The following is a 17,416-nucleotide window of genomic DNA, read 5'->3' on the forward strand; positions in this document are numbered from 1 at the left end:
CCCGCCTCAGTCCCGCGCCACCGTGACGAGGCAGCCGCCGGGGCAGCTCACCAGCACCGTGGTGGCCCGGTCGACGGCGACGCGGGCCACCGCGCCGGTGCCGTCGTCGGCCGGTGTCACCTCGTCGGTCACGGTGAAGTCGGCCTCGCCGGGCGCGGGCGCCCGCACGACGAACGCCGCCGGGCTGCGCAGGATCAGGACGCGCAGCCCACCCGGATCGGCCACCCGCAGCGCGCACCGGTCGGTGACGGCCAGCAACCCGGGCGCGTCGGCGCAGTCCGCCTCGACGGAGGCCGGATCGACCGCGCTCTGCCCCCCACCGACCCGGCCCAGCAGGTCGACCAGCGGGTTGCGGGCCGCCGGGTCGCCCCGGTCGTCGCGGCCCGCGCCCACCGCCACCACGAAGAGCACCACCAGCAGTACGCCCAGCGCGGCGAGGAGCGCCTTCTGCTGCGTGCTCATCAGAGGCCGTCCGGCGTGACCTCGGTGAACCGGAGCGCGTCGATACCGGCGAAGTAGCGGTTGGTGCTCTGCGTCTTGCCGATCGCGACCAGGGTGATCTGGTGCGCCCCCGGGCCGAGCCGGATCCGACCCACGTCGACCCAGTCGGTGATCTGCACCTTCGGGGTGAAGCCGATGAACGGGTCGCCGACCTGCCGGCCGTCGATCAGGAACACCGTGTTGGCGTAGTCGAACGAGGTGGTCCGGACGGCGGAGAAGCGCCAGGTCGCCTCGGCGGGCAGGTCCACCGTCACGGTCACCCGGTCGTTGACCGCGCGGCCCATGAAGAACAGCTGGGCGTCCTGCGACCAGGTCACCTCGCAGCAGTTCTGCTGCACGGCCACGGTCGCCGCGGAGCCCGACGGCGAGTCGACCCGCGCCCCGGCCACCAGCGTCTCCGCCTCGATGGTCACCACCCGCAGTTCCGGCGGCGGCTCCTCCTCGCGGGTCACCAGGAACACCACCACCGCCGAGACCACCAGCACCAAGGCCGCCGCGGCCGCGGCGATCCACCGCCAGGGCGTACGCTTCGGCGGCGGCACCGCGTGCACCTCGTAGGTGACCCGGCCGCTGGAGCGGGAACTCTCCTCCGGCGCGGTGTTCGCCGAGTACGCGAACCCGGTCATGTCGTAGCGCCGGGGCGGCGTTCCGGGCGGCACGGCGAGGCGGACCAGGAACGACACCGAGCCCTGACCGGGCACCACCCGCTGCGGCTCGGTGACGGTGAACCACGACCGTTGCGTGCCCTCACCGGGTGCCACGTCGAACACCACGGTGTCCGGCGCGACGCCCGGGTTGGAGACGGTGAAGGTCAGCTCACCGGCGTTGCGGCCGTCCAGGGTGAACTGTTCGGCGGCGGCGACGACGGTCCATTCGGTGGTCATGACGGCTCCTCGGGAGCGGGAACGGGGGAGGCGGGGCCCACGGGGGAGGACGGGACGCTGGCCCGGCCGACCGCGCGCTCCGGTGGCGAATCCTCGATGGTGATCTCGGCGGTGACGGCGGCCGGCTTCTCCGCCTCGACGATGCGGCCGACCAGGGCCAGCTGGTCGGCGGCTGCCTCGGGCACCCGGACGACCACGTGGAAGGGCCGCCCGACCGGTTCGTCGAGGACGAAGCCGGTGACCCCGGTGGCCAGTTCCAGGGCGGTGCGCAGCCCGTACGGGGTGCCCCGCCACGTCGCCAGCAGCGCACCGTGGGCGACCAGGTCGCGCAGCCGGCTCGGCGGCAGCGGCAGGGGTGCCTCCCGGCGGGGCGCGGCGACCAGGTGTTCCATCGCCACCCACCGGGCCAGGTACGCCACCATGGGGCCGGGTGCCTGGTACGGCGCGAACAGCGCGTCGACCTCGGCCAGCACCGCCTCGTCCGGCGCGTGCAACGCCTCCATCACGTCCAGCAGCGCCCACAGCACGCTGCCCGGCACACAGGCCCGCTGGTAGGCCGCGGGCAGCAGCCGCTCAATGGCCGCTCGACGCATCCTGCCGCACCACCTCGATGTCGTGCTCGCCGGAGCAGAGCAGCCAGGTGTCGGGAACGGTCACCACGTCGGCGGTGGCCTGGTTGGCGCTGGCCGACCAGTCCACCGCGTCGCCGCTGCGGTACACGCCGCGTTCGCCGCCGGCCAGCACCAGGCGCTCCGCTCCGGTGGTGGCGGCGACCGTGTCCACCGGCACGAACCGGGTCCGGTCGCGCAGCGGCAGCCCGCAGTTGACCATCACCGGCGCCCACTGCGGCTGCGCGGCGAGGGTGTCCAGCCGCAGCACCCCGCCGCTCTGCGTCGCGGCCAGTGCCAGCGTGCCGCTGAACGCGAGGTCCCGGCAGGTGCCGCCGACCCACCCCGCCTGCACCGCCTGCCACTTCACGTCGGACTCGAACAGCCGGGCCCGGAAGCAGCCCTGCCCGGGCTTCTTCGGGTCCGGTTCCCCGGCGCCGCTCCAGAGCAGGGTGGCCGGGCCGTCGTACTGCACGGTGAGGATCCGGTTGTCGACGTTGGCCAGGCCGACGTGGGTGAAACTGCCGGGGCGGCCGGCGTTGCCGGACAGGTACACCCCGAAACCGGCCTGGGCCGCCACCGCCACCCCGGGTGCGCCGCGCTCCGAGACGAACGCCCGCACCGCGTAGAAACCCCGGTCGGCGTCGGCCGGGTCGACCAGGATCTGCAACGGCACCGCGCCGGGCAGCAGGGAGACCTCGTACAGGCCGGTGTCGGTGGCGACCAGTAGCGCCCCCGCGCCGTCCCGGTCGATCCACGCCAGGTCGCCGATGCGCGAGTCCAGGTCGGCCAGTACCGACCAGGTCTCGCCCAGGTCGGTGCTCAGGTGCACCCGGGAGCCGCCACCGGCGCGTACGGTGGCCACCGCCACCGAACCGGGCCGGGGCACGATGCCCGGCCTGACCGGGGCGGGCGCGGGCACCACCCGCTGCACGGTCTCCCCGTCGAACCACCCCGCCGGCTCCCAACCCGCCCCCGCGTTGGTGGACCGGAACAGCACGCCACCGCTGCCGGCGTACCAGGTACGCGGTTGGTACTCGTCGGCGGCGAGGGTCCGCACCTGGACGTCCGGCGCCTCGTCGACCTCGAAGCGCACCGACTCGACGTAGCGCACCCCCGGTTCGGCGTGCTCCAGCAGCCGGTACACGTTGGACGCCCGCAGCGGCTCGCCGAAGGCCCAGCCGGCCGGGTTGAGCGGGGTGGGCAGCGGGCTGAGCGTCTGGTGCAGCCGGTCGTGGATGCGCCGGCGTACCGCGTCGACGTCCTCCTCGCGGCGGACCACCACCCGGGCGCGGATCGACACCGCCTTGTACCGTGCCCAGGAGGCCCGGCAGGTGGCGCCCAGCGAGCGGCGGCGTTCCAGGTCCGCCTCGACGCGCAGCCGGGCCTCCTCCACCTCGTGCTGGCGCAGCACCTCCACCGGCAGCCGGCCGCCGGGCCGCGCGTCGGCCGGCACGTGCGGCACCAGCACCACCTCCACCTCGCCGGGGCGGGCGAAGCTGTAGACGGCGGCCCGGGTGAACGCGCGGGCCCTGCGCACCCCGCCGGAGGCGGTGGCCAGCACCTCGAAGTCCCGGGCGGTCACCGCGCGCTGCTGGCCGAAGAACGCGTACGGCCCGCGGAGCAGCACCGACTCCATGCTCTCCATCTCGCGCCCGCCGGCCGCCGGCAGCGGGTTGACCACCTTCACCCCCGGCAGTGGGTCACGCAGGCTGGTCAGGGCGCCGGCGGTCACGTTGCCGGCCGGTCCGCCACCCGCGCGGTACCAGAGCCGCACCTGCCGCCCGGCCGGCGGCACCGCCGCGACCGGACCGTCGGCTGCCCTGCCGTCGGCTGCCACGCCGTCGGGTGCCGTGCCGTCGGGCGCCACGTCGTCGGCTGCCCTGCCGTCGGGTGCCCGCAGGTCCAGCGCCGGGGCGAAGGTCACCGTCCCCGAGCAGCGGTCCACCAGGTACGCCTTGTCCTGCGGGCCGAGGCCGGCGAAGCTGTCCACCGGGTGCCAGATCTCGAAGGTGCGCCCGTCGTGTTCCCGGGCCGCCGTGCCCAGCTCCACCGATCCGGCCGGCACCTCGACCCCGAGCAGCAGGTCCAGCGGCTCGGCGGTACGCGCCAGCGGCGCCCGCGCGGCGCGCAGCACCTGCCCCGGTGCGCCGGTGCCGACGCCGAGCAGTTCCGCCTCGACCGGCTCGCAGTGGTGCATCCGGACGGTCACCTCGCGCTGCCCGGCGGGCAGCAGCGCCGGCTCGCAGGTGACGAAGACGACCGGCCGCGGGTCGGCGCCCCGGGCCGCGGCGACCCGGGTGCCGGCCGGGATCCGCAGCGGGGCGTCGTCGGTGCCGGTGCGGGTGAACCGGACGTCCGCCCAGGCCGCCGTCGGTGGGTGCCGGCTCACCCCGAGCAGGTTGAGGAAGGAGACGTACGCCTTCTCCGGTACCTGGTTCAGTCGGTAGATCATCACCTCGGTGAGGTGGGCGAACGCCTCCAGCAGCGCGACGCCGGGATCGTGCGCGGACAGGTCGGTCCAGCCCGGGCAGGACTGCCGGATCCGGTCCCGGGCCTCGGTGACGAGGTCGAGGAAGGTCCGATCGTCCAGGTGCGGCACGGGCAGCGTCATCGCGCCTCCTCTGCGTCGGCGCCGGGATCGGGCATGGGCCCGGCGGGCGGCTCGTCGTCGGCGGGCAGCAGGTCGACGGAGAAGACCAGCTGCCCGGGGGTGAGACTGGCCCGGATCCGGTAGTCCAGCCGGATCACCAGGCGCCACGGGTCGTCCGGGTCCGGCCCGGCATCGACGTCCAGCACGTCGATGCGCGGCTCCCAGCGGGCGATGGCCGCGCGTACGTAGTGGATGGCCAGCCCGGCGGTGGTGTCGTCGTTCGGGGCGAAGACCAGCCGGTGCAGGCGCGAGCCGTACCCGGGACGCATCAGCCGCTCGCCGGGGGTGGTGGACAGCAGCAGGAACAGCGCCTGGCGTACGGTCTCGTCGCCGTCGGTCATGGCCAGCCCGCCGGCCGCCGTCAACCCCAGCCCGCTGCCCCGGCTCGGGTCGAAGCCGGCACCGACGAACCGGATCGCCCTCACCGGTCGGCCCCCACGAAGCGCTGCCGTGGGTCGCGCACCCGGTAGGTGAACTGGCCGGGTGGGCTGCCGTTGGTGAACCCCGACAGGTGGGACAGCACGATCCGTCGACCCCCGACGCGCACCCAGTCGCTGTAGCCGGCCCGCACCGGCTCGGTACCGGTGCACGGCTTGACCGTGGCGCCGTAGTTCGGGCAGGCGACGATCTCGCGGCCCTTCGGGTCGTCGGCCACCAGCACCGGCACGCCGGCCACGGTGACCCACTCCTGTGACGCCCGGTTGCGCACCCGGCCGTCGTGACTGCACCTGATCACCGAGTCACGGTGGATCCAGCGCATCAGCCGCCTCCTTCGTGATGGGCACGGGCGAGGACGCGAGCCCGCTCGGCGGCGGTCTCGGGATCCTCGACGGTCTCGGCGTGCAGGAAGTCGACGCTGCGGGCGCGGACGACCATGGCCCGGCCCGGTGCGGAGAGCACCAGATCGGTGGCGGCGTGCAGGGTCGCCAGCTGCGGGGTCAGCTCCAGCCAACTGCCGGCGTCGGTGCTCAGCCGCAGGCTGCCCGCCACGTCGTCGACCACCACCTGCTGACCGCCGGCGGTCCGCAGCGACCAGCGCCGGGCCCGCCCGTCGTCCACCCCGCTGTCGTACGGCTCGACGGCGCCGAAGAGCGAGCCGAGCACGACACCGGAGGCCGGTTCGCCGCCGGGCAACGCCACCAGCACGCTGTCCTGCGGATCGGGGAGCGCCACCAGGCCCTTGCCCCGCCCCGCTCCCGGGCACAGCACCGCCAGCCAACCGGCGTCCGCCCCGCCGTACGCGGGCAACTCCACCCGCACCCGGCCCAGCCCGTCGGGGTCGGTGACGTCGGTGACCGTGCCGAGGGTGACCACCGCCGCGGCGGGTGGCCCGGCGGGCGGTGCCGGTGGCGGTGCGGTGGAGAAGCGGCTCAGGTGGCCGTTCGCGTCGACGGTGTGCACCACCTCGGTCAGCACGTACGTGCCGGCCACCGCCTCGGCGACACCGGTCAGGCGTACCCGACGGCCGGGCCGCAGCGCGGGATCGCCCTCGGCCGTCCCCTCGGCGGTGACCAGGGCGGCGGCCCGGGCGTCGAGCCGGGCCTGGGCCAGCGCGGCGATCTCGTCGTCGCTGCGCCCCGGCTGGTCCAGGGCGGTACGGGTGCCGTCCGCGCCGACGTCGGCCGGATCCGGGTCCACCGCGGTACGCCGCCCGCAGCGGGGCGTGCCGGCGCGCTGGACGATCGGTTCGGCCCGCTGCGGGTGCCAGCCCAGCGCCGCGCTCTCCCCGGCGGCGGTGTCGGCGTTGACCGACAGGCGCAGCCCGTGCACGTCGCGGCCCAGTTCCAGGGGGATCGCCTCGCCGTGTCCCTGCAGGGTGACCAGGCGCAGCACGTCACCGTCGACGCTCAGGTGCAGCCCGGCCCGCCCGGCCACCTCCAGCAGCAGGTCCAGGTCGCTGGGGCGGTGGTGCGGCAGCCGGTCCAGCTGCGGCCCGTCGACCTCCGCGTCAACCCGCAAGCCGAGGTCGGCGCAGAGTTCCGCGGCCAGCCCGGCGGCGGTCACCGACTCGAAGACCCGTAGTCGCTGCCGCTTGCGCAGCCGGTGCAGCACGTCGTACGCCCGCACCCGCACGATGGCGGGGCCGTCGGCGGCGTACTCGACCTCGACGGCGGTGACCTCGCCGGTGAACAGCGCCTCCGGGTGCCCGTCGAGACGCACGTCCAGGCTCGCGCCGACGCGCACCGGCCCGGTCAGCGCGGCGGTGCCGGGGCGGGCGTCCAGCGCCACCTCGCACTGGGTGGGCCGGTCCAGTCGGGCGGCCACCCGCACCGACGTGACCCGGCCGTGCACCGCGTCGGGCAGCGCTGCCCCGTCGAGCAGCACGGTCAGCGCCCGGGGCGCGGCGCCGGTCACGATCCGCTCCCGCCGCTGGCGGGTCCGGAGGACGGCAGCACGACCGGAGCGGTGCCCGATGGCGGTGGCACGGCCAGGCCGGTGCCGGGCAGCGGTGGCACGGCCAGGGCGGTGCCGGCGGGCACGGCGAGCGGGTCGGTGATCCGGTTGTGCTCGGCCAGCAGCCGCCAGCGCAGCGGCGAGCCGAGCGCGTCGTGGGCGAGCAGATCGAAGCGTACGCCCGAGGAGTCGGCGGCGGCGCCGTCGCCGGCGGCGACCACGGCCGTGCCGGGCGCGACGGCCGGGGTCTGCGCGACGGAGAGTTCCTCGGCGAATCCCTCCTGGGCGCGGCCGGCATCCTCCGCCACCCGGACCAGTTTGAGCCGCAGCCACGAGCGGCGCGGTGAACCGGTGGCGGTGAAGGCGTCGAAGCGTTCCGCGACGGCCACGATCACGCCGGGCACGTTCCAGGTCTTGCCCCAGACCAACCGCACCAGCGGCGGCCGCAGCCAGCCGTGCTCGACCGCGGAGTTCTCCGCCAGCATCCACAGTGGACGCGTCAGTGCCCGCACGTCGGCGGGGCGGACCTGGCCCTCGGCGAAGTCGGTGTCGAAGAGCAGGTCGAGCACCAGTTCGGTACGCCCGCCGCCGGTGAAGACCAGCGGGTCGTCGGCCAGCCCGGCACCGGTGAGCTGGCTGCCGGCGCTGCCCCGATGCCGGACCCCGGCGAGGCGGGTCACCTGGACGGTCTCCGGGTTGAGCAGGCAGTCGATCCGCTCGCCGGTGGTGTCGATGAGGAAGGCGACGCGTTCCATCAGCCACCCGCCTGCTCGCCGTCGAGCCGGCGCAGATGGTCGGCGTCGGTCCGACCCGGTCCGGCTGCCGACCACAGTGTGCGGTCGTCGGGAAGCGCCGGCCACGGATCGCGCCCCGGCCACCCGGCGCGCGACCGTGGCGACGACTCCAGATCCGGCCAGCAGACGCCGGCGGTGCCGGGCCAGCGTCCGTCGCCGTCGAACCACCCGCTACCGGGCCAGCGTCCGTCGCCGACTGGGATCCGGCCTCCCGCCTGGATCTCCCCGTCCGCGAGGCCGGTGCCGGCCGTCCGGTGGCGGTCGGTGACGTGCCGGGGCACGGCCCGGGCGGGCGCCCCGATCCCCGCCGACGGCTGCGTCGAGCCCTCCGTCGGCAGCCGCGACCCGGCATCGAGCCGGCCCCATCCGGCGGCCTGCCGGCCCGTCCCGGCACCCTGCGGGCCCGTCCCGGCACCCTGCGGGCCGGTCCCGGTGGCCTGCGGGCCGGTCCCGGTGGCCTCCGAATGTGGTGCGGCCTGCGGGCCCGGTGCGGTGGGCGGCGGTGCGGGCGCGCTCCGATCCGTCAGGGCCGGTTCCGGCGCCACGCTCAGGTGCGCCCGCGTCGTGGCCCGCTCCCTCCCCGCGGGCATCCGCGCCGGCCCGGTCCGGGCACCACCCGGCCGTGCCGCACCGTCCACACCCGACGCGACCCGGCCCGCCCGGTCCGCACCTGTCCCATCCGCACCTGTCCGGTCCGCACCCGACCCGCCCGGGCCCGCCCGGTCCGCACGCGCGCGGCGGGGCCGATGGGCGGTGACGGCTGCGCCGTCACCGCCGGCCGCCGGCTGCGCTGGCGACACCGGAGGCGGGCCCTGCGGCCGGGCCTGCCGGTGGGAGATCCCGCCCGGCGGCGTCCCGGCGGGCGTCCGCTGGCCGGCGCGGGACACCCCCGCGTCGCCCCTTTGCTCTGCTTCAACCGACGCACCGGCCGCTGTCCGGATACCGGACGTCGGGTGATGCGCGGGTTGAAGCAGAGCAAAGGGCGCGGGGGAGTAGATGGTGGGAGCCGGACCGACCCCCGGTGACCCACTGGTGGTCGCCGTGGTCGTGCCACCGTCCGGTCCGGGGTACGCCGAGGCGGTCTCGGCGTGGTCGTGGGACGTACCGCCCCACCCGTCCCGGTGCGCCTTGGCCGAGGCTTCCGGACCGGCCCCGGGTCCGCCCTTTAGCCCGGCACCGGCGTGCGGGTCGGCGTCGGCGTGCGCACCGTCCGGTGCCGCCGCACCGCCGGGCGGCGGGTCGATGGCGAGGTCGCGCAGCAGGCCGGGGGCGTGTGTCTCGACCACCCGCAGCCAGTGTTCCGGTGGCTGGCCCGGCCGCCGATACCCACCGGCACCGCCCGCACCGGACCCGCCGTCACCGGCACCGGTTCCGGCGCCACTCCCGACCGGAGCGGCTGGTCCGCTGCTCGGGCCGGGGGTGGGGGAGATGTCGAGCACGGCGGCGACGCGGTCCACGGCACGCGCCGCGGACCGGAGCCGGCCGGCCAACCAGTTACGCGGGCGTCGGCGCGGCACCACCGGCCTCCAGCTCCAGGCTCTCGTAGCGCAGCGTCAGTGCCGCGATGGCGATCTCCTGGCCCAGCGTGTTCAGGTGGGCGCCCCGCCAGTTGGTCGGCCACGCGTTGATCAGATTCCAGCGCAGCACCTCCGCCGTGCCGGCGGCGTCGAGCAGCACCACCGAGACGTTGCGGCGGTTGACCGTGCCCCGGGCGACCGCGTGCACCCAGTCCCACAACTCCCGTGACGCGGTCAGGCCGAAGTGCAGGGTGACCGGCCCGTACTCGACCTGCCCCGGGACCATCCGGATCCGGTCGTTGCCCTGCTCCCGGTAGGCCAGCGCGGGGATGTTCACCTCCAGTCCGCTGACCTCGGTGAAGTGGCCATTGGTCACGCCGTTGACCAGCAGCTTGAAGTTGTACGCGCGGTACGGGTCGACCGGGGTGCCCGGCTGCGGAGTGGCCGTGGTCGCCATGTCAGCCTCCAATCGTCTCGGTTTCGGTGCCGCCCGCCCACTGGCTCAGCTTGAACACCACGAACTCCGCGGGCTTGACCACGGCGATGCCGATGTGGGCGACCACCATGCCGGCGTCGCGGACGTCGGCCGGGTTGGTCTCCTCGTCGCACTTGACGAAGAACGCCTCCTCGGGCGTACGCCCCAGCAGCGCGCCGTCGCGCCACACCCGGGTGAGGAAGGCGCCGATGTCCCGGCGGATCGAGCGCCACAGCGTGTAGTCGTTCGGCTCGAACACCATCCAGCGGGTGCCGTTGGCGATGGCCTGTTCGATGGCGATGGAGAGCCGCCGGACGTTGAGGTAGCGCCACTCGCTGGCCTCGGCGGCGAGGGTACGCGCGCCCCAGACCCGGATGCCCTCGCCGGGAAAGTAGCGGATGACGTTGATGCCCTTGGGGTTGAGCACGTCGTGCTCGGCGCGGGTGACCAGGTGGCCCAGGTCGACCGCGCCCCGTACCGGCTCGTTGGCCGGCGCCTTGTGCACCCCGCGCAGGGCGTCGGTGCGCGCCCAGATGCCCGCCACGTGCCCGCTCGGCGGGGTGAGCACCAACTCGCCGCTGAGCGGGTCGCGAACCCGCAGCCAGGGGTAGTACAGGGCGCCGAAGTCCGACTGCCGGGGCCGGTACGCGACCGGGCCGCCGCCCGCACCGCCGCTCCCGCCACCGCCGCCGCCGGAGCCCGCGCCGGACCCGCCAGGACCGGCGGCGGGGGCGTCCGGGCCGCCGGCCTCACTCGGCTTCGGCGGCCGGCCCGAGCCGGGTGTGGCGACCCGGGTGAGGGTGGAGATGTCGTCGATGTCGGGCGCCGGATCGCAGATGGCGACCATGGTGCGGGTGCGTTCGGCCAGGCTCAGCAGCGCCTCGTGGGAGACCGGGTCGTGGAAGCCGGGCGCGGCCAGGATGGAGATCTCGTCGACCGCCTCGAGCAGGTCCAACCCGCCGCGCTGGCGGCCGGTGCCGGAGATCGCGCCGCCCTCGCCGACGTTGACCACCCAGCAGCGGGTGCCACCGTTGTCCAGGAATCCGAAGACGGCCCGGGCCAGCGGCGTGCTCTCCAACTGGTCGCCGTCGGCGTAGAGCCGGAGGAAGTCGGTCCAGTTGTTCACGGCGAGGGCCTCGCCGAGGCGGGCGTTGCGGTCCGGTGCGACGCCGACGAAGGCCGCGGTGCTCGTGCCGGCCGGTCCGATCGGCCGAGCACCGGCGGGCACCTCCTCGACGTAGATGCCGGGCGAGAAGTAGGTGGGCATCGGTCCTCCCGTGCGGTCGGGTCAGTGGGTCAGCGGATCGGCGGATCAGTGGGACGGCGGATCAGTGGGACGGTGGCGCGCAGACGATGACGATGTCGGGCTCGGTCGGGTCGACCTCGGCGGTGAGCACCTGCCCCCGGCCGGTGAGCCGGAGCCGGATCGGTGCGGGATGCTCCGGGTCGTGGGGCACGCCGACGACCCGGAAGCGGCCCGCCGGGTCGGTCTGCGTCGCGTACGGCTGGCCGACGACCTCGACCCGCATCGCCGCGAGGGGTTGCTCGGCCGGGCCGACGACGCGCCCGTCGAAGGTGAGCATCTCCAGCTGGCGCAGGCGCAGCGGTCGCAGCACCGGTGCGGCCGGCTGGCTCGGGTGGGTGACCTGCACGGGCACGTCGATCAGCAGGGCCGGCCGGGGCGGGGACGCGAAGGCCGCCCACAGCGCCGGATCGCCGGCCTCCAGCACCGGCGTGCGCCCGGCGGCGGTCGCCGCGACGAGCACCCGGTCCAGCGCCGCGAGGGCGTCCGGCCCGCCGGCGGCGAGCAGGTAGCGCACCGTGAGCCGGTACGGTTCCGGCGCGCCGCTGCCCCGGGTCTGCCGCGCCGGCCGCAGCTCCAGCGGCCACAGGGTCAACCGGCCGGGGTCGGCGTCGGGCCGGGGCGGGCCGACCGGGACGGCGTCACCCGCCGCCCCGGCCAGCCACGCTGCCAGCTCGGCGGTGGCCGTCTCGATCGGACCCGCACCGGTCATCGCGGCGGCGTCCCCTGGATCCGGTACGCGATGGCCTCGTTCCACACGTGCGGGTAGACGCCGATCTCGAAGTACCGGGTGAAGCGGTTGATCGGCGCGCCCGCGTGGTCGTGGTAGAGCAGCCAGACCGGTGCGACGGTGAACAGTACGTAGTTGGCCACGACCAGCGGGATGTAGAGCGGGCCGAGGAGGCGGGCCTGGAAGATGTGTACGTCCTCGTGTCGCTGGATGCCCGGGCCGGAGCCGGCGCAGACGGTGCCGAGCGTGGTGGCGTAGCGGGGGGAGACCCCTTCGGCCACGTTGACCCGGCAGCTGTGCTGGGAGGTGGTCCGGTCCAGCGAGTGACCGACGACGAGGTGCACGGCCAGGTAGAGCGCGCCGACGATGGTGTTGAGCAGGCTCCAGGTGTGGTCCACGACGAAGAGGAACACGCCGCGGGCATCGGTGCCGTAGACCTGGGCCGAGGCGATGGCCCAGCCGAAGACCGCACCGAGGAGCAGGCCGAGGCCCGCGCCGACGAGCAGCCCGAGGGTGCCACCGGCGAGCTGGCCGAGCACGGCGCCCGCGGCGACGTGGACGGCGGCGCTGATGATCCCGAAGACCATGACCGCTCCTCTCAGGCCCAGGAGCGGATGAATCGGGGCTCGGTGCCCTGTGCCAGTCGGGTCGGCGTCGCCTGCCGGTTGCCGGGCGGCAGCTGGTTGACGCCGAGGGCGGCGGAGAAGATGACCAGGCCGTTGAAGAACGCGATGATCCACTTCTCCGGGCCCGCGTCGGTGGCGAAGGCCGCGGTGAGGTACGACAGCGCGAGCGCGATGCCCAGCGCGATCCACTTGCGGGCCGCGTCGGCGTTCGGGCCGATCAGTCCGCCGATGACGTTGGTGGCGAGCAGTGTCGCGGCGCTCGCGCCGGTGAGACTGCCCAGCGCCGCCCAGGTGAAGAGATCGTTCATCGCCGATCCCCCTTCGGTGTTGCGTGGTGCCGGTGAGGTGTGGGTGGGTGCCGCCCACAATGCGGGCGGCCAGCCGGCTGGTCAGCCGACGCCCGGCGGGCCGGGGTTCGTGGTGGCCGGCGTTCCCGGTGTGGGCCCGCCGGTCGCGGGCGCGCCGCCGGCCGGGGCCGGGCCGCCGGCCGGGCCGGGACGGCGCAGCAGGAGGACGACCAGCACCGCGACGAGCAGCAGCACGACCGTGCCGGCCGCGATCAGCAGCCAGGGAATCCCGCCGCCGGTGTCCTCGCTGTCGGCCGCGGCGGACGGTCGGGGTGGAGCCTCGGCGACGGCACGCAGTTCGGTGGGCTTCTCCTCGTTGGGATTGACCCGCCAGGTGACGGTCCGGTCGTTGACCTGACCGCCCGTGCTGACGTCGAGGACGCGGCCGGGGAAGGTCACGGTGATCTCGAACGACATCAACAACATGAACCTGGCCTGATTCTGCGGATCCTGTTCGGCCACTTTTCCGCCGTACTTCTTCGGGTCCAGCGGAAGGGCGAACACGTAGCGGTCGCCGTCGCGAATGATGCTCAGGCTTTCGCTGCTGAATTGGGCGAGTGGCACGTTTCGGTAGTTGATCTGGGAACCGAAGTGCGTCGCGTCCTCGTATCGGGTCTCCGGTCCGACCGGTAGCGTCGGGATGTTCTGCCGGAGCTCGGCGAAACCGGCCTCCACCGTCCTGTTGTTCAGGGTCAGGACCTTGCGCTCGGCGGTCAGCAGGAGCTGACCGCTGACCGTGTCGTCGGCGTTGACGGTGAAGCCGGCGTTGAGCTGCATGCAGCCGGAGAGGGCCGCCAGGAGAACGAGACACACCGCGCCGCGGAGTATCCTGATGCGCTCGGGTCCCGTGTTCATGGGCACAGTGTGTGCGCTCGCCGTCCGACCCATCAGTCAGCGATCAGTCACAAGCAAGTCGCCGATCTTACCCGGAGCCGGTCACATTCGGCCGAGGTCGCGAACCGTGGAAATCGATATTCTGAAAGGTTCGGCCGCGCGATTCAGGCGGAAAGGGTTCATTGGGTGCGGACAGGCCCCGTTGGCTACGGTTAGGCTGCCCGGCATGGTGCCGATTTCCTGTGTGCTGCTGGTGGACCGGCACGGGCGACTGCTGATGCAGTTGCGCGACTCCCACGCGGTGCGCCATCCCGACGTGTGGGGACTGCCGGGCGGGCACGGGGAGCCGGGGGAGAGCCCCGAGGAGACCGCGGTGCGCGAGTTGCACGAGGAGACCGGGCTGCGGGTGACCACGGACGGGCTGCGGGCCTTCGCCCGCCAGGAGGTGCCCGAGCACGGCCGGGTCAAGCACTACTTCTGCGCCGCGACACCGGCCGGCCAGCGGGACGTGGTCCTCGGCGAGGGCGCCGCACTCGTCTTCCTGCCCGCCACCGAGATCCTCGACGGGCGCCCGTACACCCCGGGCACGGTCGAGGTGCTGACCCGCTTCCTGGGCTCGCCGGAGCACACCGACCTCACCGCGCTGGCCGCGGCCGGCTGACCCGACCCGCCGGCTGGGCGGGACGCCCGGCGCTCAGGCGCTGTCGCGCAGGACCAGCGCCGACGGGAAGAGGGTCGCCGCCGGCGCCGGGCGGTGCTCCAGCACCGTGGTCGCCGCCGCCGTGGCGATGCGCCGTACCGGGTGACTCGCCGTGGTCAGCGCCACCGCCGAGGCCAGCGGGATGTCGTCGAAACCGGTCACGGCGACGTCGTCGGGCACCCGTACGCCGTCGGCACGCAGCTGGCCGATCACGCCCAACGCGGTCGCGTCGCTGATCCCCACGATCGCGTCCGTGTCCGGCCAGCGGCGTAACACCTCCCGGGCGGCCGCGCGCCCCCGCGCCGCGCTGAAGTCACCGGTCACCTCCCGTGCCGGCAGGCCGGCGTCGCGCAGCAGCCCCCGGTACGCCTCCACGGAGCGGTGGGCGCAGGCCAGCCAGCGGGGACCGGTCACCATGGCGATCCGCCGGCGACCGACGGCGTACAGGTGACGGACGATGGCGGCCGTGCCGCCGCCGTTGTCGATGTCCACCGACGGCACCGCGGCCGAGCCGATCCCGATCGACACGGACCGGCCGCGGAGCCGTCGCGGTACCAGGTCGAGCAGCGCCGTGGTCGTGTTGAGCATGATCAGGCCGGCCACGCCCCGGTCGTCGGTCAGCCGGGTCAGCTCGTCCGGCACGTCCAGCGGCACCCACTGCACGGTGACCCCCAGACCGTACGGCGCGCAGACCCGCGCCATCGCGGCGACCGCCTGGTCGACGTAACTGTCGTCGAGGACGGCGGGGCTGGCGCCCACCACGGCCACCAGCAGCCGTACGCCGGTGCCGTGCACCAGCGCGCGGGCCGCCGAGTTCGGCACGTAGCCGAGCCGGTCGGCCGCCGCGCGCACCCGCTCCCGTGCGGTCGGTGACGCGAAGCCGGTGCCCGCGATGACCCGCGACGCCGTCGACCGGGACACCCCGGCGACGCGAGCGACGTCTGCCAGGGTGGCCGGCCGGTGCGCTGCCATAGTCATGATCTTTCTCCCCGTTGCCTCCGCCCGCCGTTGGTGCCCGGGCGCCCATCTGCATCATGCCGCGCCCGACGATCGACGGTAAGGACCGGAGATGGATTGTGGTGGTAGCGCTCCCAGGTGTGTGATCGTTGCGGCAGCCCCGAGGAGAGGACCGGAACGTACGTGGACCCCGCCGTCACCACCCCCGCCACCCCGCCGACCAGACCGAATCCGTCCCGGGCGGTCTTGGCCGCCCGCAACGGCGTGGCGGTGGTGTTCGCCCTCAACGGGCTGGCCGTCGCGACCTGGTTCGCCCGGGTGCCGGCGATCCGCGACGGGCTCGGCCTCAGCCCCGGCCGCCTCGGCCTGCTCCTGCTCGCCATGTCCCTCGGCGCGATCCTCGCCATGCCCACCGCCGGGCTGGTGACCCAGCGGCTCGGCGCGGCCCGCGCGGTGGCGCTGTCCACCCTGCTCGTCGCGCTCGGGCTGACCATCATCGGAGTGTCCGCCGACATCGTCGGTTCGTTGCCCGGGGTGGCGGTGGGTCTGTTCGCCCTGGGCTACGGCTCCGGCAGCTGCGACGTCGCGATGAACATCGAGGGCGCCGCCGTCGAACGCCGGCTCGGGTGGACGGTGATGCCCCGGTTCCACGCCGCCTGGAGTCTCGGCTCGGTGGCCGGCGCCGGCCTCGGCGCCGGCGCCGCCCGGCTGGGTGTGCCGGTCGCCGTCCACCTCGGCGTGCTGGCGGCGCTGGTGCTCGGCGGCACCCTGCTCGGGGCGCGCGCGTTCCTGCCGGCCGAGCCGGCGGCCGCCGGAACCTCGGCCGGCCGCCGGAGCCGCCTGCTCGCCGCGTGGCGGGAGCCACGCACCCTGCTCATCGGCCTACTGGTGCTCGCCGCGGCGTTCGCCGAGGGCAGCGCCAACGACTGGCTCGCGGTGGCCTTCATCGACGGCTACGGCTTCAGCGAGGCGGCCGGCGCGGCGGTCTTCGGCGTCTTCGTGGTCGGCATGACGGTGGGCCGCACCCTCGGCACGGTGGCACTGGACCGGTGGGGACGCGGCCCGGTGCTGAGCACGACCATCCTGCTCGCCGTCGTCGGCGCCAGCCTGGCGGTGCTCGCCGGCTCCGGCCCGGTCGCGGTGGTCGGCGTCGTGCTGTGGGGCGTCGGCGCCTCGCTCGGCTTCCCGGTGGGCATGAGCGCCGCCGCCGACGAGGAGGAGCACGCGCACGTGCGGGTCAGCGTGGTCGCGGTGATCGGCTACACCGCGTTCCTCGCCGGTCCGCCGCTGCTGGGCCTCCTCGGTGACCACGTCGGCACGCTGCGGGCGCTGCTGGTCGTACCGCTGCTCCTGTTGCCGACCCTGTTCCTGGTTCCCGCGGCCCGCCCGCCCGCTGCCGGCGGCACGGGGGCGCCGGCGCGGGCGGGCTCAGCGGACCCAGACGCGTAGCCGGCCGGCGGCCCGGAAACCGTGGTCCTGCGCGACCGCCAGGTCGGTGCCGTGCTCGTAGCCGACGAGGTGCCGGCCGGCACCGGCCGCGCACACCCCGGCCCAGACCTCGTCGGGGGACACCCCGGCGGCGAAGACGTTGCTGACGCCCACCACCTCGCCGACGTCGTGCAGCACCGCGCCGCCGACCCACCCGCCGTGGCCGTCGGCCAGGCCGAGGATGCGTACGCCGGGCTCGGCCAGCAGGGCCGGGCGGAAGACCCGCCCGCCGCCGTGGACGTCGGCCCAGGTGGTCAGCCCCGCGGCGGTGTCGACCGCGACGAGCGTCGCGGCGCCGGCCTCGGCCGGTGGTCGGTGCAGCCACTGCGCATCGAACAGCACCTGGAAGCCGTGACCGGCCAGATCCAGGTCGGCGTAGCTGTCCTTCACCGCCGCCTCCGGGCCGGCGTCGACCCGCCCGAGCAGGCCCGCCCCGACCCCGGGCCGCAGGGTCACCGCGTCGGGATAGCCCGGGGGCGAGCGGCGCGGCACCGACCAGGCGTCCGCGTCCACCGAACCGGGCCGGCCGTGGCTGCGGCAGACCAGGTCACACCAGGCGGCGTTCTCCCGGGCCGCTAAGTCGATCATCGGGGGAGGGTACCGCC

19 protein-coding genes are annotated in these 17,416 nt (G+C 74.9%); 2 read left to right on the forward strand and 17 right to left on the reverse strand.

What is annotated here, in order from left to right:
* Positions 1 to 6 precede the first annotated feature (6 nt).
* The 15 genes from O7615_RS25530 to O7615_RS25600 form a co-directional block, all read right to left on the reverse strand.
* Positions 7 to 462, reverse strand: a complete 456-nt coding sequence (locus tag O7615_RS25530; RefSeq protein WP_278180328.1) for a hypothetical protein — start codon at positions 460 to 462, stop codon at positions 7 to 9.
* Entirely contained in the window at positions 462 to 1,385 is a 924-nt protein-coding gene (locus O7615_RS25535; protein ID WP_278180329.1) for a hypothetical protein, read from the reverse strand. The genes O7615_RS25530 and O7615_RS25535 overlap by 1 nt, the downstream gene beginning before the upstream one ends.
* Complete coding sequence (locus tag O7615_RS25540) at positions 1,382 to 1,978, reverse strand: phage tail protein (protein WP_278180330.1); 597 nt, start codon at positions 1,976 to 1,978, stop codon at positions 1,382 to 1,384. Before O7615_RS25540 ends, O7615_RS25535 begins: the two co-directional genes overlap by 4 nt.
* On the reverse strand, positions 1,959 to 4,607 hold the full coding sequence (locus O7615_RS25545) for a putative baseplate assembly protein (protein ID WP_278180331.1): 2,649 nt from the start codon (positions 4,605 to 4,607) through the stop codon (positions 1,959 to 1,961). The genes O7615_RS25540 and O7615_RS25545 overlap by 20 nt, the downstream gene beginning before the upstream one ends.
* A complete protein-coding gene (locus O7615_RS25550; RefSeq protein WP_278180332.1) occupies positions 4,604 to 5,071 on the reverse strand; it encodes a GPW/gp25 family protein in 468 nt (155 codons plus the stop codon). Before O7615_RS25550 ends, O7615_RS25545 begins: the two co-directional genes overlap by 4 nt.
* Positions 5,068 to 5,406, reverse strand: coding sequence for a hypothetical protein (locus O7615_RS25555; protein ID WP_278180333.1), 339 nt, complete (start codon positions 5,404 to 5,406; stop codon positions 5,068 to 5,070). Before O7615_RS25555 ends, O7615_RS25550 begins: the two co-directional genes overlap by 4 nt.
* Positions 5,406 to 7,001 carry a phage baseplate assembly protein V gene (locus O7615_RS25560; RefSeq protein ID WP_278180334.1) on the reverse strand — a complete coding sequence of 532 codons (1,596 nt, stop codon included), beginning with the start codon at positions 6,999 to 7,001 and terminating at the stop codon, positions 5,406 to 5,408. The genes O7615_RS25555 and O7615_RS25560 overlap by 1 nt, the downstream gene beginning before the upstream one ends.
* Positions 6,998 to 7,795, reverse strand: coding sequence for a hypothetical protein (locus O7615_RS25565; RefSeq protein ID WP_278180335.1), 798 nt, complete (start codon positions 7,793 to 7,795; stop codon positions 6,998 to 7,000). Before O7615_RS25565 ends, O7615_RS25560 begins: the two co-directional genes overlap by 4 nt.
* Entirely contained in the window at positions 7,795 to 9,351 is a 1,557-nt protein-coding gene (locus tag O7615_RS25570; protein ID WP_278180336.1) for a hypothetical protein, read from the reverse strand. Before O7615_RS25570 ends, O7615_RS25565 begins: the two co-directional genes overlap by 1 nt.
* Positions 9,329 to 9,808, reverse strand: a complete 480-nt coding sequence (locus O7615_RS25575; protein ID WP_278180337.1) for a phage tail protein — start codon at positions 9,806 to 9,808, stop codon at positions 9,329 to 9,331. The genes O7615_RS25570 and O7615_RS25575 overlap by 23 nt, the downstream gene beginning before the upstream one ends.
* Position 9,809: 1 nt before the next feature.
* Positions 9,810 to 11,093 (reverse strand): phage tail sheath subtilisin-like domain-containing protein, encoded by a 1,284-nt coding sequence (locus O7615_RS25580; RefSeq protein ID WP_278180338.1) that lies wholly within the window; start codon positions 11,091 to 11,093, stop codon positions 9,810 to 9,812.
* A 61-nt stretch (positions 11,094 to 11,154) separates the two neighbouring features.
* Positions 11,155 to 11,841, reverse strand: a complete 687-nt coding sequence (locus O7615_RS25585) for a carboxypeptidase regulatory-like domain-containing protein (protein WP_278180339.1) — start codon at positions 11,839 to 11,841, stop codon at positions 11,155 to 11,157.
* Positions 11,838 to 12,446, reverse strand: coding sequence for a glycine zipper family protein (locus O7615_RS25590; RefSeq protein ID WP_278180340.1), 609 nt, complete (start codon positions 12,444 to 12,446; stop codon positions 11,838 to 11,840). Before O7615_RS25590 ends, O7615_RS25585 begins: the two co-directional genes overlap by 4 nt.
* Positions 12,447 to 12,457: 11 nt before the next feature.
* Positions 12,458 to 12,793 (reverse strand): hypothetical protein, encoded by a 336-nt coding sequence (locus O7615_RS25595; RefSeq protein ID WP_278180341.1) that lies wholly within the window; start codon positions 12,791 to 12,793, stop codon positions 12,458 to 12,460.
* Positions 12,794 to 12,874: 81 nt separating this feature from the next.
* Complete coding sequence (locus O7615_RS25600; RefSeq protein WP_278180342.1) at positions 12,875 to 13,687, reverse strand: DUF3153 domain-containing protein; 813 nt, start codon at positions 13,685 to 13,687, stop codon at positions 12,875 to 12,877.
* A 205-nt stretch (positions 13,688 to 13,892) separates the two neighbouring features.
* Here O7615_RS25600 and O7615_RS25605 point away from each other — a divergent pair, with 205 nt between their 5' ends.
* Entirely contained in the window at positions 13,893 to 14,327 is a 435-nt protein-coding gene (locus O7615_RS25605) for an NUDIX domain-containing protein (RefSeq protein ID WP_278180343.1), read from the forward strand.
* A 33-nt stretch (positions 14,328 to 14,360) separates the two neighbouring features.
* On the opposite strand, the gene O7615_RS25610 is transcribed toward O7615_RS25605, so the two are convergent.
* Positions 14,361 to 15,338, reverse strand: a complete 978-nt coding sequence (locus O7615_RS25610) for a LacI family DNA-binding transcriptional regulator (RefSeq protein ID WP_278182227.1) — start codon at positions 15,336 to 15,338, stop codon at positions 14,361 to 14,363.
* Between the two features lie 168 nt (positions 15,339 to 15,506).
* Between O7615_RS25610 and O7615_RS25615 the strand changes: the two genes are divergently transcribed.
* On the forward strand, positions 15,507 to 16,772 hold the full coding sequence (locus tag O7615_RS25615) for an MFS transporter (RefSeq protein ID WP_278180344.1): 1,266 nt from the start codon (positions 15,507 to 15,509) through the stop codon (positions 16,770 to 16,772).
* Here the strand turns inward: O7615_RS25615 and O7615_RS25620 are convergent.
* Positions 16,752 to 17,399 carry a hypothetical protein gene (locus tag O7615_RS25620; protein WP_278180345.1) on the reverse strand — a complete coding sequence of 216 codons (648 nt, stop codon included), beginning with the start codon at positions 17,397 to 17,399 and terminating at the stop codon, positions 16,752 to 16,754. The genes O7615_RS25615 and O7615_RS25620 overlap by 21 nt on opposite strands.
* Positions 17,400 to 17,416: the final 17 nt, after the last annotated feature.

It is taken from the genome of Micromonospora sp. WMMD1082 (genome assembly GCF_029626175.1).
Classification (GTDB): domain Bacteria; phylum Actinomycetota; class Actinomycetes; order Mycobacteriales; family Micromonosporaceae; genus Micromonospora.

Coding starts and splice junctions, on each gene's coding strand:
- O7615_RS25530 (WP_278180328.1), bottom strand. CDS start 462: ATGAGCACGCAGCAGAAGGCGCTCCTCGCCGCGCTGGGCGTACTGCTG.
- O7615_RS25535 (WP_278180329.1), bottom strand. CDS start 1,385: ATGACCACCGAATGGACCGTCGTCGCCGCCGCCGAACAGTTCACCCTG.
- O7615_RS25540 (WP_278180330.1), bottom strand. CDS start 1,978: ATGCGTCGAGCGGCCATTGAGCGGCTGCTGCCCGCGGCCTACCAGCGG.
- O7615_RS25545 (WP_278180331.1), bottom strand. CDS start 4,607: ATGACGCTGCCCGTGCCGCACCTGGACGATCGGACCTTCCTCGACCTC.
- O7615_RS25555 (WP_278180333.1), bottom strand. CDS start 5,406: ATGCGCTGGATCCACCGTGACTCGGTGATCAGGTGCAGTCACGACGGC.
- O7615_RS25565 (WP_278180335.1), bottom strand. CDS start 7,795: ATGGAACGCGTCGCCTTCCTCATCGACACCACCGGCGAGCGGATCGAC.
- O7615_RS25575 (WP_278180337.1), bottom strand. CDS start 9,808: ATGGCGACCACGGCCACTCCGCAGCCGGGCACCCCGGTCGACCCGTAC.
- O7615_RS25580 (WP_278180338.1), bottom strand. CDS start 11,093: ATGCCCACCTACTTCTCGCCCGGCATCTACGTCGAGGAGGTGCCCGCC.
- O7615_RS25585 (WP_278180339.1), bottom strand. CDS start 11,841: ATGACCGGTGCGGGTCCGATCGAGACGGCCACCGCCGAGCTGGCAGCG.
- O7615_RS25590 (WP_278180340.1), bottom strand. CDS start 12,446: ATGGTCTTCGGGATCATCAGCGCCGCCGTCCACGTCGCCGCGGGCGCC.
- O7615_RS25595 (WP_278180341.1), bottom strand. CDS start 12,793: ATGAACGATCTCTTCACCTGGGCGGCGCTGGGCAGTCTCACCGGCGCG.
- O7615_RS25600 (WP_278180342.1), bottom strand. CDS start 13,687: ATGAACACGGGACCCGAGCGCATCAGGATACTCCGCGGCGCGGTGTGT.
- O7615_RS25605 (WP_278180343.1), top strand. CDS start 13,893: ATGGTGCCGATTTCCTGTGTGCTGCTGGTGGACCGGCACGGGCGACTG.
- O7615_RS25610 (WP_278182227.1), bottom strand. CDS start 15,338: ATGGCAGCGCACCGGCCGGCCACCCTGGCAGACGTCGCTCGCGTCGCC.
- O7615_RS25620 (WP_278180345.1), bottom strand. CDS start 17,399: ATGATCGACTTAGCGGCCCGGGAGAACGCCGCCTGGTGTGACCTGGTC.